Raw genomic sequence first — 15,551 nt, forward strand, 5'->3', positions numbered from 1 at the left:
GGGTCAAAATCGTGGATAGGGCGGGGGAAAGCGCTTCCTTATAATGAGGATGTAAGCGATCTCAACTATCGAGAGGGTGTCCAAATTGAGAAAAATGAAGACTGCAGCAGCATTATTGACGATTTGCCTTGTTGTCTTGTCGCTGGCCGCTTGCGGAAGCAGCAATAACAACCAGCAAAACAATGGCAATTCGGCAAACGCTTCCAATGCACCGGCAAACAATGCGGCAGGAGCGGATGAAGGAGAGAAGGCGAAGGATCCGGTTACGCTGTCCTTTGTAATCTCCAACACGGAGGATACGGTACCGTATACGAAGATTTTCGAGGCTTACGAGCAGAAGACTGGCAACAAGGTGGAGCTGCAGGCCCTGCCCGGAGGCGATTATGACAACCTGATCAAGACGCGCTTCTCCACTGGCGACTTCCCCGATCTGTTTCTCATGCAGCCGGGAACGAAGCAGTATGTCAAGCTCAGAGCTGACGAGACCTTGAAGGACTGGTCGGGCGAAGCGGGCGTGTGGGACAACGTTATCGAGTCGATCAAGGAGTTCCAGACGGACACGAATGGCAAGGTTTACGGCGTGCCGTTCGGCAATACCGGCATGATGGGTGTATTTTACAATAAAGATGTTTTTGCCAAAGTGGGCGTTGCGCCGCCGAAGAACTACGCCGATCTGATTGAAATCGCCAAGAAAATCAAAGCGGCGGGCATTACGCCTTTCTATGAAGGGGTCAAAGACGGCTGGCCGTCGCAGGTCTTTTATTTTACAGGCTGGGTGTCGGATGTGGATCCGGCCGTTGGCGACGAGGGTGTCAACAAGCTGAACGCCAATGCGCTTAAGCTCAATGAGATTCCCGAGCTGAAGACGCTGTTCGAGAAACAGAAGGAATTGAAGGATCTGGATCTGTTCCAGAAGAATGTCATGGCCGGCACTTACGATGAGCTGCAGAATGAAATGGGCGACGGCAAGGTTGCGATGGCGTTCATGCTTGACGGCATCGTGCCGCAAATGGAGAAGAAATTCGGCAAAGAGTTCGTTACGGACAAATTGGGCTTCTTCCCGTTCCCTTCGGATACGGATGAAGGCACTGCCATGATTACGCCTCCGAACCAGCTGATGGTTCCGACGAAGTCCAAGCATTACGATGCGGCTGTGGATCTGGTGAAGTTCATGATTGAGAAGGATAGCGTCAATATGTTCTATGCGAACCACCCGGGCATTCCGATCTTCAAGGATGCGACAAGCGTCTTGTACCCGGTGCAGGAAACGGTGCAAAAGTTCATCGATGACGGAAAATCGAAGGTGAATGTACAGAACCGTCTGACCGCCTCCTTCGGTGATTTCGCCAAAACGCTGCAAAATTTCTTCCTGAGCGGCGATGTGGACGCAGCGATCAATGAGTTCTCCGACAATTATCAGAAGGATGGCAAAGCCAAACGTCTGGCAGGCTTCGAATAAGCTTCACCCTAGAGCAAATTAACGTCCCCAAACATAAAAGGAACAGAGGCGGCTTGGGCCGGAAGCTGTGCAAGCTAAAAAGCCCAAGTCTGCCTCAGCCTAATGAAAGCAAAGGAGGGGGTGGCATGGAGAGACGCAAATACCCGCTTTATTTTGTATATCCGGCGCTTGTCATCTTTCTGATTTTCTTTATCCTGCCTACTCTGTCAGGCGTGTATTACAGCTTTACCGATTGGAATATCAATGCGGATACGATCAAGTTCATCGGCTTTGACAACTACGCGGCGCTGTTTCATGAGCCCCGGCTGAAGACGGCGCTGCTCAATACGCTTATATTTGCGGCTGCGGTGACGGTGCTGCAGAATGTGCTGGGCATTGCGCTCGCACTCGTCATGAACGAGAAGCTGGCTCTGCGCAATCTGCTGCGGATGGTATTCTTCATGCCGTATGTGATTGCGCCGCTAATTATCGGATATATTTTCCGCGCGATTTACCACCCGGAGCATGGGATCATCAATCAGATACTGGATGCGGTTGGCCTGGATTTTCTCATGCAGGATTGGCTTAATGATCCCAAATATGCCTTGTTCTCCGTTGTTGCCACCGATCTGTGGCGCGTTGCCGGGTTCTCGATGGTGGTATATCTGGCCGGTTTGCAGTTTATTCCGAAGGATCTGACCGAATCGGCCTCGATTGACGGGGCGAACTACTGGAGCCGCTTCCGGCATATTGTATTTCCGCTGCTGGCGCCTGCGTTTACGGTGAATGTGCTGCTGTCGCTGATCGGTTCCATGAAGGTGTTCGAGATGGTGATGGTGCTCACGGACGGCGGTCCGGGCTACTCGACGGAGGTATTCAACACGTATATCCGCAGAATGTTCAGTCTCGGTGAATTGGGATCGGCAACGGCGGCTAATCTTCTGCTGTTCGTCCTCGTAACCGCGATCGGTGTTCCCGTGCTGATGGCGATGAAGAAAAGGGAGGTTGAACTGTGATGCAAAGAAGCGGAAGGCTGATCGCGCTTGAGGTTGTGGCCATCCTGCTGGCGCTCGTTATTTTGCTTCCCTTTATCATGATTCTGATTAATTCGGTCAAGGATATCCGCGAGTCCGCGCTGTTTGGCTTCAACCTGCCGGGCAAATGGGTGTTTAAGAACTATGCGGATGTCTATGACCAGGCGAATATTCTGCGGGGCTTCAAGAACAGCGTGCTGATCTCCGGTCTCGTCATTGTCTGCGTGAACCTGTGTGCTTCGATGGCGGCGTTTGTGATTCAGCGGCGCAACAGCCGGTTTCTGCAGGGCGTCTATTACGCTTTTATTATGGGCCTCATCGTCCCGGTATCGATCATCCCGACCATCAAGCTGATGGGCGATCTGCATATCAAAGGCACGTATTTCAGCATCATTATGTATTATACGGCTGTCCTGCTGCCCTTCTCTGTGTTTCTCTTGGTCGGCTTCATGAAGTCGATTCCCCGGGAGCTGGATGAGGCGGCGCTCCTGGAGGGCTGCGGATTTTTCCGGCTTTATTTCCAAATCATCCTGCCGCTGCTGGTGACGATTCTGGTCACGGTCACCATCGTGGTCATGGTCTCGGTGTGGAATGATTTCTTCGGGCCGTTCTATCTCGTAACGGACAGCACCAAGTGGACGATCGTCCTGCAAATATACAACTTTGTCTCCTTATACAGCACGAACTGGGGCATTGTGTTTGCTTTTATGGTCATCGTTGTTGCGCCGGTGCTGATTATTTATTTGCTGCTGCAGCGTTTTATTATCGACGGACTGACAGCCGGGTCATTGAAAGGCTAGCCGTCAAGGGAGGAGCAGGACATGCGCAGTGTAATGGTTGTGGATGACGAACGTTGGATTCGCCGGGGCCTGATCCAGTCCATTCCTTGGGAGCGGCTGGGTCTTGAACTGGCCGGAGAAGCGGGCGACGGCGAGGATGCCTATCAGATGGCGCTTGAGCTTGCGCCTGACCTCCTGTTTCTGGATATGCGGATGCCGGGATTGGACGGCAAAGAGCTGCTTGGCATGCTGAGCCGCGCCCTGCCCAGGCTGCTCACGATTGTGGTCAGCGGCTATTCGGATTTTGAATATACCAAAGAAGCGATCCGCCACAAGGCCTTTGATTATTTGCTGAAGCCGGTGAAAAAGGATGAGCTTGCAGGCGTGCTGGAGAAGGCTCTGACGCAGCTGGAGCAGCTTGACCGGCAGGAGCAGATGCAGCGCAGGGCAACAGACGGGCAGCTTGAAACCTGGCTGTCGCATGCGCTGTTCCATGAGGATGCGACAGCCGCGCAGGAGCAAGCCAGAGAGGAAGAGACGGATGAGGGGATTCCCGCCTGCTGGAGGGAAGGGGAATTTGCCGTCTGGGTGGGCAAGCCGGACCGCTATGCGGATGATAACACTGACCCGCATCGTCTTCTTGCCTGTATGGAGGAAAAGCTTGCTCAATCGCGCGCTTTCTTCTTCGGCGGCCAGTGGGCCTTTGCCCTGACCCGGTCTGCGGGAGGAAGCGGGGAGCTCGTGGCCACAATAGCCGCCGGCCGGCTGTCTCAGCCGGAGCTGTCTGTGCTGCTTGCGGATGTGCAGAGCAGGCTGAAGCAAGCCTGCGGAATCAGCGTAAGCTTCGGCGTCAGCGGGAAGACGGACCGTCCGCAGCAGCTTCGGCAGGCTTACCTGCAGGCGCGAAAAGCGCTGGCGGACAAAAGGCTTGGCGATTGCGGCGTTGTACTTCCGACGCGGGAGACCGCAGCCGCCGGAGCCTTCGTTTACCCGCATCACCTGGAGCAGAGCTTTCTCCTCGCGCTGCAGATCGGCAACGGAGAAGCCGCCCGGCAGGAATTCGAGAAGCTTTTCGCCGCCTTGTCTGGACCGGAGATGACGGTCGGGCAGCTGCAGCGGGGAGCATCCATTCTGATTCATTCCCTTGAGAAGCAGCTGCAAACGGCGGAGAAGAGCCTGGCTGAGCTGTGCGGCAGCTATTCGCTTGCGTTGTCCGAATTGTTCCTAAACCGCAATGACGCTGCATCGGTGAAAGCCGTGTTCACCCGGGAGATTATACCGGCGGTACTGCATTATTATGAGCAGCAGGGCGACAACCAGGGGGAGAAGATTGTCCGCGAGGTGGAGAGGCTGATTCAGACCCATTATGACCAAACGCTTTCACTGCAGCAGATTGCCGAAAGCCGCTACCTGAACCCGGATTATTTGAGTAGGCTGTTCAAAAAAACGACAGGCAGCAATTTTGTCGACTATCTCACGGATACCCGTATCCGCAAATCGATCGAGCTGCTGCAAATCCCCGGCTACAAAAACTATGAAATCGCACAGCTGGTCGGCTACGAGGATTACCGTTATTTCAGCCAGATCTTCAAGAAGAAGACGGGCAAAACCATTGGCGATTACCGCCACTCGGGCTCCCATTAACGACAAGGAGGCAGCAATGATGAAAACACGCCAAATACCGGATACGCTGATGCTGGAGGAACGCGCCGGCCATGCCCTGAATGCCATTATGGGGATGGCGGACGAGGACTTTAACGGCATACCTTTTTTTGCCGCCAATCTAATGACCGATCCTGCCAACCTGACACACGGGGATTGGGATTATGGATCCTCCCACGGCCGCATGATCGATGGATTTATTCTGGCCCGGCATATGTCCGGCGAGACGATCGGCGCAGAACAGGAGGCGCAGTACCGCGCTAATTTTCTCTCTTTCTTCCATGAGGACGGCCTCAGCTACAGGCAGATGAATCCCAATCGAAACTGGGAGCCCAATGCCAATCTGATCGATCAGCGCGCCGTCATTTTATCCCTCACCACCTGGTTCATGGAAACAGGCGATCCCAAGGTCAAGGAAGTGGCGGATAAGCATGTGGAGGCGCTGAAGCGCATCGCGATCAAGGAACGGGATGTGTGGTACTATCCGGCCTCCGAGTACAAGGAGGATGGCTGGCCGTCCAAAAACGCCATGCTGCTGCGGCTTGCGCCCGATCCGGCGGCATTCTGCGGCAGGCTTGTCATGCCTCTTCTAAAATATCATGAGCTGACCGGCAACCAGGATGCCTTTGAGCTGTGCCAGTACTTTACCGCTCTTATTGTTCAGCGCAGCGGCGTGTTCAACGAGGACGGAAGCTTTAATGATGCGCTTGCCTATCGCAGCGGACATTTTCATACGCGTCTTGGCACGCTGGATGCCATCGCGCGATTTGGCGTGTTTACCGGCGATGCCGCGCTGATCGGCTGGGTCAACAAAAGCTATGAATGGGCATTGACCAAATGCACGGCTTTTGGATGGACCCCTGGGGACCTGAAAGAGCAGGCCTATGAGCATGAGACCTGCTCGCTGGTCGATCTGATCGCAACGGGCATCACACTCGCCAAGAGCGGTTACACCAAATATTGGGGAACGGTTGAGCGTTTTATCCGCAACCACCTGACCGAGTCGCAGCTGCTGGAGATGGATTGGGTGAAGGAAACCGACGATCGATCCGGCGATGTTCCGGGATGGCTTACGCATCATAATATCGCCCAGCGTACGCGCGGCGCGTTCGCCGGCTATTCGGCGCCAAATGATTTCTGCTGCGATGTGAGCCATGGCCGGGGGCATACGAATGACTTGCAAATTTGCTGCCTCGGCTCCGGTACGCGCGGCTTGTTTATGGGCTGGAGCAATACGATTACCGAGAAGAACGGTGTTATCAGCGTCAATTTTCTCTTGAACCGCGGCTCGGTATGGCTGGATGTGGACAGCTATTTGCCGCATGAGGGAAAGGTTGTGCTGCATATTCACCGCGATCTTCCTAGGCTCCAGATACGGATTCCGGAATGGGCAGGTTATGCCAAGGTGAGCTACGTGCGCGAGCGTGAAGGCAGCGAGGCTGTCAGCGGCCGCGGCAGCGATTCCAGCATGTGGGTCAATGAGCATTTTCTAACGCTGGGGGCCGCGCAGGCCGGCGAGACGATTACGGTTACGTTCCCGCTGTCCTCGCGCACAACGATTGAGAATGCCATTGGCCAAACCTTCGAGACGCATTGGCGGGGCGACGATGTCGTGAATATTTCGCCGAAGGGAACCCAGCATCCGTTCTACAGCGGCCGCAAGGTATACGATGAGGCGCCGCTGAAGGAGGGCGATTACCGCCGTCTGGAGCGGGAGTTTGTCTGGTAAGGGTGTTGGTCAAAGGATAATGGCGCTTTGACGGAGATGCCGGCGATGCGGCCCGACCGGGACGCTGCGGTATTGGAGAAATCGTCTGTTAGCCCAGTGCGATGGAGACTGGCAGGAATGGTCCAAGTGTAAGGGGACGGATTGCCCGGTGCAGCGACAGGCTGGGGCGATTCGTCTGAGATAATGCTGACTGAATTTAGTATCTTTCTGACCGGACAGTAACAAATATGAGCCGCCGAGGCCAGGACCCGGTTATGCCCGGAGGTCCGCCTCATGCGCGGACACGGGCAGCAGGAAATCCGCTGCATCAGGAGAGGGGAACGACAGGGATGAGAACGGTTGTAGCTATTTATACAGGCCAGGGTCTGGCCGAGCCGCTGAAGGCGGTTTTCAAGGAAATGCTGCCGGATTGCCGGCTGGTTAACATTATCGACGACAGTCTGATCGGCGATGTGGTGAAGGCGGGACATGTCCCGCCCGGCGTCGCCCGGAGGCTGGTACAGTATTATCATAACGGGGAAGAACTGGGCGCGGACGTGATTCTGAACACCTGCTCATCCGTCGGTGAAATCGCGGATGATGCCCGCAAGCTGATCGGAGTGCCAATTGTCAAAATCGACGAGTCGATGGCGGCAACTGCCGCCGCAGGTTATGACCGGATTGCGGTGCTGGCGACGCTGCCTTCCACCCTGGACCCGACGCTTCGCCTGATCGGCAAGCAGGCGGAGCTCGCAGGCCGGTCCGTCATGCTTATCAGCGGACTCGCCGAGGGAGCCTTCGATGCTCTGGTTGGCGGACAGCCCGAGGAGCATGACCGCATTTTGCTTGAGACCGCCATTCGGGTATGCAATGAAGCCGATGTGCTGGTGCTGGCGCAGGGCTCGATGGCCAGAATGGAGAAGGCGCTCGCGGATGCTACGGGCAAACCGGTGCTGACCAGCCCGCGCCTGGGTGTCCAGCAGGTGAAAGAGGTGCTTGACCGCTTGGACGAGGAAGAGCGCCATGTCTGAGGATATGAAGGAACATCATGTAAACAGCGACCGTGTCACGGCAGTCTATCTGGTCGAGACGCCTTATTCGCTGGAACGGGCAGCCGAAGTGATCGCAGGCGAGCAGTCGACAGGCACCTTCACGGCAGTGCCGGGAGAAACCGCGCGGCTCAAGGAGCTGCATGGAGCAAGAATCGAGCGTATAGAGCCGCAGGGCGAGAGCGCTCAGCCATCGCTGCCCGGGGCCAAGCTGCCTGCCGGACATGACGGCAGGTATAATCGCGGCCTCATCAGCGTATCCTTTCCGCTGCATAACTTTGGGCCTTCAATCCCGAACCTGATGTCGGCGGTTGCGGGCAATCTGTATGAGCTGCAGGAGCTGTCCGGCCTGAGGCTGATGGATCTGGAGCTGCCGCAGGCGTTCGCGGACCGCTATCCGGGGCCGAAATTCGGCATAGCCGGAACCCGCACGCTTGCCGGCGTCTATGACAGGCCGATCCTCGGCACGATTGTGAAGCCGAGCATTGGCCTTGCCATGGAGGACCTGCAGCAGCTTGTCGGCGACATGGCCTTGGCAGGGATGGATTTTATCAAGGACGATGAGCTGAATGCCAATCCGCCCTATGCTCCGCTTGCAGTGAAGGTGAAGGCAGTCATGGAATCAGTGGAGCGCGCTGCCGACAAGACGGGCCGCAAATTGATGTATGCCTTTAACATCACCGGGGATATCGAGGAGATGCGCCGCCACCACGAGGTCGTGGTGGAAGCAGGCGGCAGCTGTGTCATGGTCAGCATCATGAGTGTCGGGCTTGCGGGTCTGGCGCATCTAAGCAGCTACAGTGAAGTGCCGATCCATGGCCACCGCAATCAGTGGGGCTTAATGACCCGCTCGCCGCTTCTGGGGATGGAATTTATAGCATTCCAGAAGCTGTGCCGGCTGGCCGGGGCCGATCACCTTCACGTCAACGGATTGAACAGCAAATTCTATGAGAGCAATGAGTCGGTTGTCCGTTCGATTCAAGCCTGCGCGGCCCCTCTTCTGGGCGGTTATGAAACCATGCCTGTCGTCTCCTCTGCCCAGTGGGCGGGCAGCGCTCCGGCAACCTATGAAGCGATCCGGTCCGTTGATGTTATGCATCTGGCCGGGGGAGGCATGCTGGCTCATCCCGATGGTCCGGCAGCCGGATTCCAGAGCATGAAGCTTGGCTGGGAAGCGGCGGTGCAGGGCATCGGATTGAATGAGTATGCGCTGAAGCATCCGGCGCTTAAGCGGGCAATCGAGAAATACGGAAGAAGCTGAAGCAGCCGTATGGTGCAGCGGCAGCAAGGAGGCGGCCTTGAGCGTATGAACGAAGAGAAGGTCCATGATGGGCGTCAGAAGCAACGTAGTGGTCAGGAGCGCACCAGGCAGCTGGAGGCGCAGGAATTACGACGGGATACACAAGGGAGAAGGACTACAGGCATATCCGGGGAATCGCAGACGACGGATACCTTTCTGGGAACGCGGACGGCAGACAAGTTCGGGGATGTCCGGATGTTGGAAGCGTCCGGGGAATCGCAGACGACGGATACCTTTCTGGAAACGCGCACGACAGACAATTTCCGGGATGCCCGGATGATGGACGCATCCCGGGACGCCCGGATTGCGGATGCATCCTCGCGGATGCAGACAACGGTCACACCTCATGAGGCATGGACAGCCGGTATGTCCATCGATGCCGGCGGGAAACAGCGCCGCCGGCTTCTCTGTTATTACGGCGATGATTTTACCGGATCGACGGATGTACTGGAATCGCTGTTCCGGGCGGGCCTCGAGGCTGTGCTGTTTCTGGAACCGCCCACGTCTGGGCAGCTGGAAGACGGGCGCTTTGCGAAGATGGATGCTTTTGGCGTTGCGGGGGTGGGAAGGTCGCTCACGCCGGATGAGATGGAGCGGGAACTGAACCCGATCTTCCAGACGCTGAAAGCTGCGGGAGCAGCCGTCGTGCATTACAAGGTTTGCTCCACCTTCGATTCCTCGCCGCATGCCGGGAGCATCGGCAAAGCGGCCGAAATCGGGCGCGGGGTATTCGGCGGCCGTTATATTCCGCTGCTTGTGGGCGTTCCTTATTTGAAGCGATATACCTTGTTCGGCCATCATTATGCGGCGGGGGGCGGGACGGTCCATCGGCTGGACCGGCATCCCACGATGTCTCGGCATCCGGTAACACCGATGGACGAAGCCGATCTTCGCCTGCATTTGCGCCGGCAAACGGAGCTTCCCATGGCGCTGATGGACATAACTGAGCTTGAAGGCCCGCTGCCGCAAGTGCGCGAGAATATGGAAGGCAAGCTAGCAGACGGGCAGCCAGCCCTTCTTCTCTTCGATGTGCTGGATGAGCGGCGGCTGGAAACAGCAGGCAGGCTGATCTGGGAAGAAGCAGGCAGGCTGCCGGCCGATGAAAGTCTTTTTGTGATCGGTTCCTCCGGCGTGGAATACGCGCTTGGCGCATGCTGGAAGGCGGAGGGACTGCTTCCGGAGCAGGCATCCAGAGAGGACTGCGCGCAGCCGGTCGACAAGCTGCTCGTTGTATCGGGCAGCTGCTCGCCTGTAACGGAAACGCAGATCAAGCACGCGCTGGGGGCGGGTTTTGCCGGAATCCGCGTACCCGTGCATGAACTGATCCATCCCGGACGGGCTAAAGCGGCGCGGGAACAACTGATGGAGGAGGCCCGCAGCCTGCTTGCAGGCGGCGGCAGCGTCGTGCTTTACTCCGCTATGGGCCCAAGCGACGGCAGCATCGGCGAACTGCGGGAGACGCTGGCGGAGCTTGGGATTCGCTCCGAGGAGAGCAGCCGCCTGCTCGGAATGGAGCTGGGCGTGCTGGCCAAGCGGCTGATCGCCGAAACAGGATTGACCCGTCTGTTGATCGCCGGGGGCGACACCTCGGGCTATGTCATGCGCGAATTAAACATCTCCGCTCTTGAATGTATGGCCGCGCTGACGCCGGGCGGGCCGCTGTGCCGGGCTTACTCGGCGGATCCGGTCTATGACGGGCTGGAGCTGGTGCTGAAGGGCGGTCAGGTCGGCGGCGAGCGATTTTTCGAGCAGGTTCTGCATGGTCGTTAATGACGGTTTAATGAAGGGCCGACTAGACGCCTCCCGCACAAGGAGGGGCTATCGGCCCTTTATCTGATAGTCCGGAAGAAGCTCGCTTCGCCGGCAGAGGACGGCGGTAGCCGATTGTCTGCTTGTCACCGTTGTGAAGAACATCTCTGCTATGAAAGGACGGATTTAGGATGGATATGACGAAGAAACCGCTGCCGGACTGGGCGAATCTGGCCGTGCAGCAGCGCGGCAGGGTGGAGCCGCATGCGGATTTGATTCCTTACGAGTCGCTTGATACGGCGCTTCAGGGGAAACGCGAGGCTTCCGCTTATTTTCAATTGTTGAACGGGAACTGGCGGTTTCATTATGCGGAGTCTCCTGATATGGCGCCGGAGGATTTTATGGCCCGGACTTATTCCGATAACGGCTGGTCCGAAATTCCGGTACCGGGTAACTGGCAAATGCATGGCTGGGGGATTCCGCATTACAGCAGCTGCCCGTACCCGTTTCCCGTGGATCCCCCGCATGTGCCGGCGAATAATCCGGTTGGCTGCTACCGCACGGCTTTTCAGGTGAAAGACAGTTGGGCGGACAGGAAGATCCGTCTTATGTTCGAAGGCGTGGATTCAGCCTTTCATTTGTGGATCAATGGAGAGGCGGCGGGATACAGCCAGGGAAGCCATTTTCACAGCGAGTTCGATATTACGCGCTTTCTCGTTCCCGGCGACAATATTCTTGCCGTGCAGGTCTATCAATGGTGCGATGGAAGCTATCTCGAATCACAGGATAAATGGCGGCTGAGCGGGATATTTCGCGACGTGTACCTATTTGCTTTGCCTAGTGTGACTGTTCGTGACGCCTTCGTCCAAACCCGGCTGGATGAATCTCTGGAGGAGGCGGAGCTGACCATAAGGCTGAATGTGGCCGAACTTGCGGCTGGCAGCGAATATAGCACAAGCGGCTGGACGCTGCAGCTGGCACTGCTTGACGCCGAACATCATCCAGTCGTGTCACGCAGCGAGGCTGTTCAGTTCCCGGACGGAGAGAAGGAGCTGATCATCCCGGTCAGCGAACCGGTCTCTGCGCCCAGGACTTGGACGGCCGAAACGCCGTATCTGTATACCCTGCTGCTATCCTTATTCGATGCTGGCGGACTGCTGCAGGAAGTGAAGCGGATTGCGGTCGGTTTTCGCGATATCAGGATTAAGGACGGCAGGCTGCTTGTGAATGGACAATCGGTAATCATCAAAGGCGTCAACCGCAATGAGTTTGATTCCCGCCGGGGTTATGTGACCTCAATGGAATCGATGATTCAGGATATTACGTTGATGAAGCAGCATAATATGAACGCCGTCCGCCTCTCGCACTATCCCAACGACACAAGGTGGCTGGATCTATGCGATCAATATGGCCTTTATGCCATCGATGAGACGGATCTGGAGACGCACGGGTTTCATTTTATCGGCAATGAAAGCTTCCTGGCGCAGCAGCCGGAATGGAAGGAAGCCTTCATTAGCCGTGCCAAAAGGATGGTCGAGCGTGACAAAAATCATCCGTCCGTCATCATCTGGTCGCTCGGCAATGAGTCCGGCTACGGGCCGAATCACGATGCGATGGCGGAATGGATCAGGGCCTACGATCCCACCCGGCTGATTCATTATGAACGCGCTTATGAAGCTCCTGTCGTCGATATTGTAAGCTCCATGTATCCGGCGGTAGGGACATTGATTGAAGAAGGGCGCAAGAGCGACAGCCGTCCTTTTCTCATGTGCGAATACGGTCACGCAATGGGCAATTCAACAGGCAATCTGAAGGAATACTGGGAGGCGGTCTACACCTATCCGCGGCTGATCGGAGGGCTGATCTGGGAGTGGGCGGATATGGCGGTCTTGCGGAGCGGCGAGAATGGAGAGGAGTGGTACGCTTATGGCGGCGATTTCGGGGATGAGCCGCACAGCGGCTCTTTCTGCCTGGACGGGCTGCTGTTTCCGGATCGGAGCCCGAAGGCTTCCATTCTGGAATACAAGAAGGTCATTGAGCCGGTCAAAATCAAAGCAGTGGACGCGGCGGCGGGCCTCATCCTGATTCACAACCGGTACGATTTCCTTACTCTGGAGCATTTGCAGGGCGAATGGATGCTGCTGCGCAGCGGCGTTGTCCTGGAACAAGGCGAGCTTCCCCGTCTGCAAACGGCGGCGGGCGCGGAGGAGCAGGCTGTTCTCCCCCTGGCTTGGACCGACTTCGACCCCGCTTCTGAATATTGGCTCCATGTCCGTTTCACCCTGCGCAGCGATACTTCCTGGGCACCGGCGGGACATGAAATTGCCTGGTCAGACCTGCCCATCGGGCCAAAAGCGGCCAAGCTCACAGCCGCTGCATCTGTCAAGGTAACCGACGGCAGGCCGCAATCCGGCTCCGCACCTGTGCAGGCGGTCACCGCAAAGCCGCAATCCGCCTTATCAGCTGCTCCTGCGGCAAACAGGCTGCTCTCTGTCAGCGAAACTCCCGGGTCTGTGACTGTGGAAGGGGAGAATTTCACTTGGAGCCTCAGCAAGCTGGATGGTTCCATCCAGTCATGGGATTACGACGGACATGCGCTGCTGCTGGCTGGTCCGAAGTTTAATTTCTGGCGTGCGCCGGTCGATAATGATGTGCACTTGGCAAAAGAATGGGTCAAGGCGGGCTACGACAGGCTCATTACGTGGGGGCGCGGCACGGAGGTGCAAATCCGGGAAGACGGGACGGTCCGCATTCAAGTTGAGGGCGTGGTTGGCGCAAGGGGAGAGCCGCCTGCTTTTCACTCGATGCTTGTTTATACCCTCTTTAGCAGCGGGGAAGTTCATCTGGAGGGTGCAATTGAGCCGAAGAAGGAAGGGCTACCGCCGCTTCCAAGGTTCGGGCTGGAGCTGAGAATGCCCGGCGGGTATGATCAGTTATCATGGCTTGGCAGGGGACCGCATGAATGCTACTCCGACCGCAAGGAGAGCGGCAAGCTTGGCCTATTTGCAGGCACGGTAGAGGAGCAGTTCGTCCCCCATATCAAACCGCAGGAGAACGGAAACAAGTCCGAGGTGCGCTGGGCGGCATTGACCAGTGCCGGGGGAAGCGGCCTGCACTTCAGCAGTCCGGGCTATTTGGATATGAGCGCGCATCATTATTCCACGGAAGACCTGACCCGGACCCGGCATGTTCATCTGCTGACAAGGCTGGATGAGACGGTCGTCAAGCTGGATATGGCGCAGAGCGGAATCGGCAACCACAGCTGCGGTTACGCGCCGACACTGGACGCTTATCTGATACAGCCGGGCAAGCAGAGCTTCGAGGTACAGATCAGGCCTTTGCCCAATCAAAGCGGAGTCTGAAATAATTCCCGCTTAAATCGCGCCGCCGCGTTTATGCAGATACCGGTACAGAAGCACGCTGATCAGCATACACAGCAGCGCGCAGAGGGCGATGAACAGATATCCGGCCTGCAGGCCGCGCAGCAGTCCCATGCCGGAGCCGTCCTCCTGCGTGAACAGGTCCTTGGTCCATTCCGTGATTCCACCGATCAGGAGATTGCCAATGATGCTGGCGATGCCCATCATCGTGACGGTGAAGGTAATGGCCGTATCGCTGCTGCGGGAGTAGTACCGGGCCAGGTAAGCCATAACTGTCGGATAGATCGGGGCGATGCCGGCGCCGGCCAGCGCGAACAGGAACGCGCCAGGCTCACCGGCCGCAATGGCCGCAATGGTGCAGATTCCGGAGCTGCCGGAGAAAATGATGAGCGATCGTATGAAGCCGATCTTGTCGGTTACAGGCCCAAGCACAAGCCGCGCCGCCGTAAAACAGATAAAGAAGGCGGACAGCATGCCGGCAGCGGCCGTAGGGGTCCAGTCGTAGGCTTTCTCCAGGAAATTAACCAGCCAGCCGCCGACGGCAAGCTCCGAGATGACCCCGAACGAGAGGATGCCGACAATCAGCCAGGCTGCGGGATCTTTCATGTAGGAGGCGTAGGAGACTCTATCCTCCACCGCTACGGTGTCCCTGGGAAAGGCCGCGAACAAAGCGGGTATCATCGGGATGATGGACAAAGACATCATGACCAGATACATGCCGCCCCAGCTCAAGGTCATATCGAACAGATGCAATCCCATCAGCATGGATGCGAATAGTGGAGCCACCACGGAGCTGAGACCGTAGAAGAAATGCGAGAGATTCATCATCATGCCGGTATTTTTAATGAATATGCGCGCTGTTAAAAGAGCAAGGCCGATCTCCAGTATGCCGTTGCCGATATACATCAGAAAATAAGAGGCGGACAATGCCGCATAGCTGTGGGAGAGAAACATGAAGACGCCGGACACGGCCATGGAACCGAAGGCCAGAAGCATCGCAAAGCGCAGTCCGAGTTTATTCGTCAGCACAATCGTAAAGCTGCAGGCCAGCAAATAGCCGAGCGAGTTCAAGGAAAGCAGCAGCCCGATTTGCCATTCATCGAGAGCGAAATCCTCCTGCATTCCGGGGAGAGCGGGTCCCTTGCTGTTCTCCGAGAAACCGAAGACCAGGAAGCCGACAAAGACAACGAGCAGCAGCAACAGGCTGTTCCAGCGCTTGGCTGGCTGTGTTCTGGATTCTTCTGAATTCACGAAGCAGCCTCCATCATCCATGATTGATAATTCCGGTGTATAAGCGGCGATCCGAACAAGTTAGGTCAGTGACATGGAATCTATCGGCTATTGTAACATGAAAGGCCATATAGCTCTATGAATAAGATGCGGCAAGGAGAGAAAATAAAAATGCGATGAATGGGATCACAAATAGGAGACGTATTTAACTCTGCCGCCGCA

Annotated in this window: 10 protein-coding genes; 9 read left to right on the forward strand and 1 reads right to left on the reverse strand. The window is 56.7% G+C overall.

All coding sequences use genetic code 11. From position 1 onward, the window contains the following. Positions 1-94 precede the first annotated feature (94 nt). The 9 genes from AC0YOA_RS34575 (at position 95) to AC0YOA_RS34615 (ending at position 14,081) form a co-directional block, all read left to right on the forward strand. Positions 95-1,459, forward strand: a complete 1,365-nt coding sequence (locus AC0YOA_RS34575) for an ABC transporter substrate-binding protein (protein ID WP_379113622.1) — start codon at positions 95-97, stop codon at positions 1,457-1,459. 125 nt (positions 1,460-1,584) lie between these two features. Then, the gene (locus tag AC0YOA_RS34580; RefSeq protein ID WP_475790443.1) at positions 1,585-2,454 is read left to right on the forward strand and encodes a carbohydrate ABC transporter permease; all 870 of its coding nucleotides are present in this window, start codon (positions 1,585-1,587) and stop codon (positions 2,452-2,454) included. Further along, the gene (locus AC0YOA_RS34585; protein ID WP_210045215.1) at positions 2,454-3,272 is read left to right on the forward strand and encodes a carbohydrate ABC transporter permease; all 819 of its coding nucleotides are present in this window, start codon (positions 2,454-2,456) and stop codon (positions 3,270-3,272) included. The genes AC0YOA_RS34580 and AC0YOA_RS34585 overlap by 1 nt, the downstream gene beginning before the upstream one ends. Positions 3,273-3,293: 21 nt before the next feature. Then, positions 3,294-4,895: a response regulator transcription factor gene (locus tag AC0YOA_RS34590; protein ID WP_475790444.1), complete on the forward strand. Its 1,602-nt coding sequence runs from the start codon at positions 3,294-3,296 to the stop codon at positions 4,893-4,895. A 16-nt stretch (positions 4,896-4,911) separates the two neighbouring features. Continuing rightward, a complete protein-coding gene (locus tag AC0YOA_RS34595; RefSeq protein WP_475790445.1) occupies positions 4,912-6,642 on the forward strand; it encodes a glycoside hydrolase family protein in 1,731 nt (576 codons plus the stop codon). Between the two features lie 329 nt (positions 6,643-6,971). Then, complete coding sequence (locus tag AC0YOA_RS34600; protein ID WP_475790446.1) at positions 6,972-7,652, forward strand: aspartate/glutamate racemase family protein; 681 nt, start codon at positions 6,972-6,974, stop codon at positions 7,650-7,652. Further along, positions 7,645-8,931, forward strand: coding sequence for a ribulose-bisphosphate carboxylase large subunit family protein (locus tag AC0YOA_RS34605; protein WP_475790447.1), 1,287 nt, complete (start codon positions 7,645-7,647; stop codon positions 8,929-8,931). The genes AC0YOA_RS34600 and AC0YOA_RS34605 overlap by 8 nt, the downstream gene beginning before the upstream one ends. 45 nt (positions 8,932-8,976) lie before the next feature. Next, a complete protein-coding gene (locus AC0YOA_RS34610; RefSeq protein WP_475790448.1) occupies positions 8,977-10,740 on the forward strand; it encodes a four-carbon acid sugar kinase family protein in 1,764 nt (587 codons plus the stop codon). A 170-nt stretch (positions 10,741-10,910) separates the two neighbouring features. After that, positions 10,911-14,081, forward strand: a complete 3,171-nt coding sequence (locus tag AC0YOA_RS34615; RefSeq protein ID WP_475790449.1) for a glycoside hydrolase family 2 TIM barrel-domain containing protein — start codon at positions 10,911-10,913, stop codon at positions 14,079-14,081. Between the two features lie 12 nt (positions 14,082-14,093). Here the strand turns inward: AC0YOA_RS34615 and AC0YOA_RS34620 are convergent, their stop codons facing one another. Further along, a complete protein-coding gene (locus tag AC0YOA_RS34620; protein WP_475790450.1) occupies positions 14,094-15,350 on the reverse strand; it encodes an MFS transporter in 1,257 nt (418 codons plus the stop codon). Positions 15,351-15,551 lie beyond the last annotated feature (201 nt).

This window comes from Paenibacillus sp. JT22N12 (assembly GCF_056269365.1).

What these genes read in the sequence shown, in the direction of transcription:
- AC0YOA_RS34575 (WP_379113622.1), top strand. Translation starts at nt 95, where the DNA reads ATGAAGACTGCAGCAGCATTATTGACGATTTGCCTTGTTGTCTTGTCG.
- AC0YOA_RS34580 (WP_475790443.1), top strand. Translation starts at nt 1,585, where the DNA reads ATGGAGAGACGCAAATACCCGCTTTATTTTGTATATCCGGCGCTTGTC.
- AC0YOA_RS34585 (WP_210045215.1), top strand. Translation starts at nt 2,454, where the DNA reads ATGCAAAGAAGCGGAAGGCTGATCGCGCTTGAGGTTGTGGCCATCCTG.
- AC0YOA_RS34590 (WP_475790444.1), top strand. Translation starts at nt 3,294, where the DNA reads ATGCGCAGTGTAATGGTTGTGGATGACGAACGTTGGATTCGCCGGGGC.
- AC0YOA_RS34595 (WP_475790445.1), top strand. Translation starts at nt 4,912, where the DNA reads ATGATGAAAACACGCCAAATACCGGATACGCTGATGCTGGAGGAACGC.
- AC0YOA_RS34600 (WP_475790446.1), top strand. Translation starts at nt 6,972, where the DNA reads ATGAGAACGGTTGTAGCTATTTATACAGGCCAGGGTCTGGCCGAGCCG.
- AC0YOA_RS34605 (WP_475790447.1), top strand. Translation starts at nt 7,645, where the DNA reads ATGTCTGAGGATATGAAGGAACATCATGTAAACAGCGACCGTGTCACG.
- AC0YOA_RS34610 (WP_475790448.1), top strand. Translation starts at nt 8,977, where the DNA reads ATGAACGAAGAGAAGGTCCATGATGGGCGTCAGAAGCAACGTAGTGGT.
- AC0YOA_RS34615 (WP_475790449.1), top strand. Translation starts at nt 10,911, where the DNA reads ATGGATATGACGAAGAAACCGCTGCCGGACTGGGCGAATCTGGCCGTG.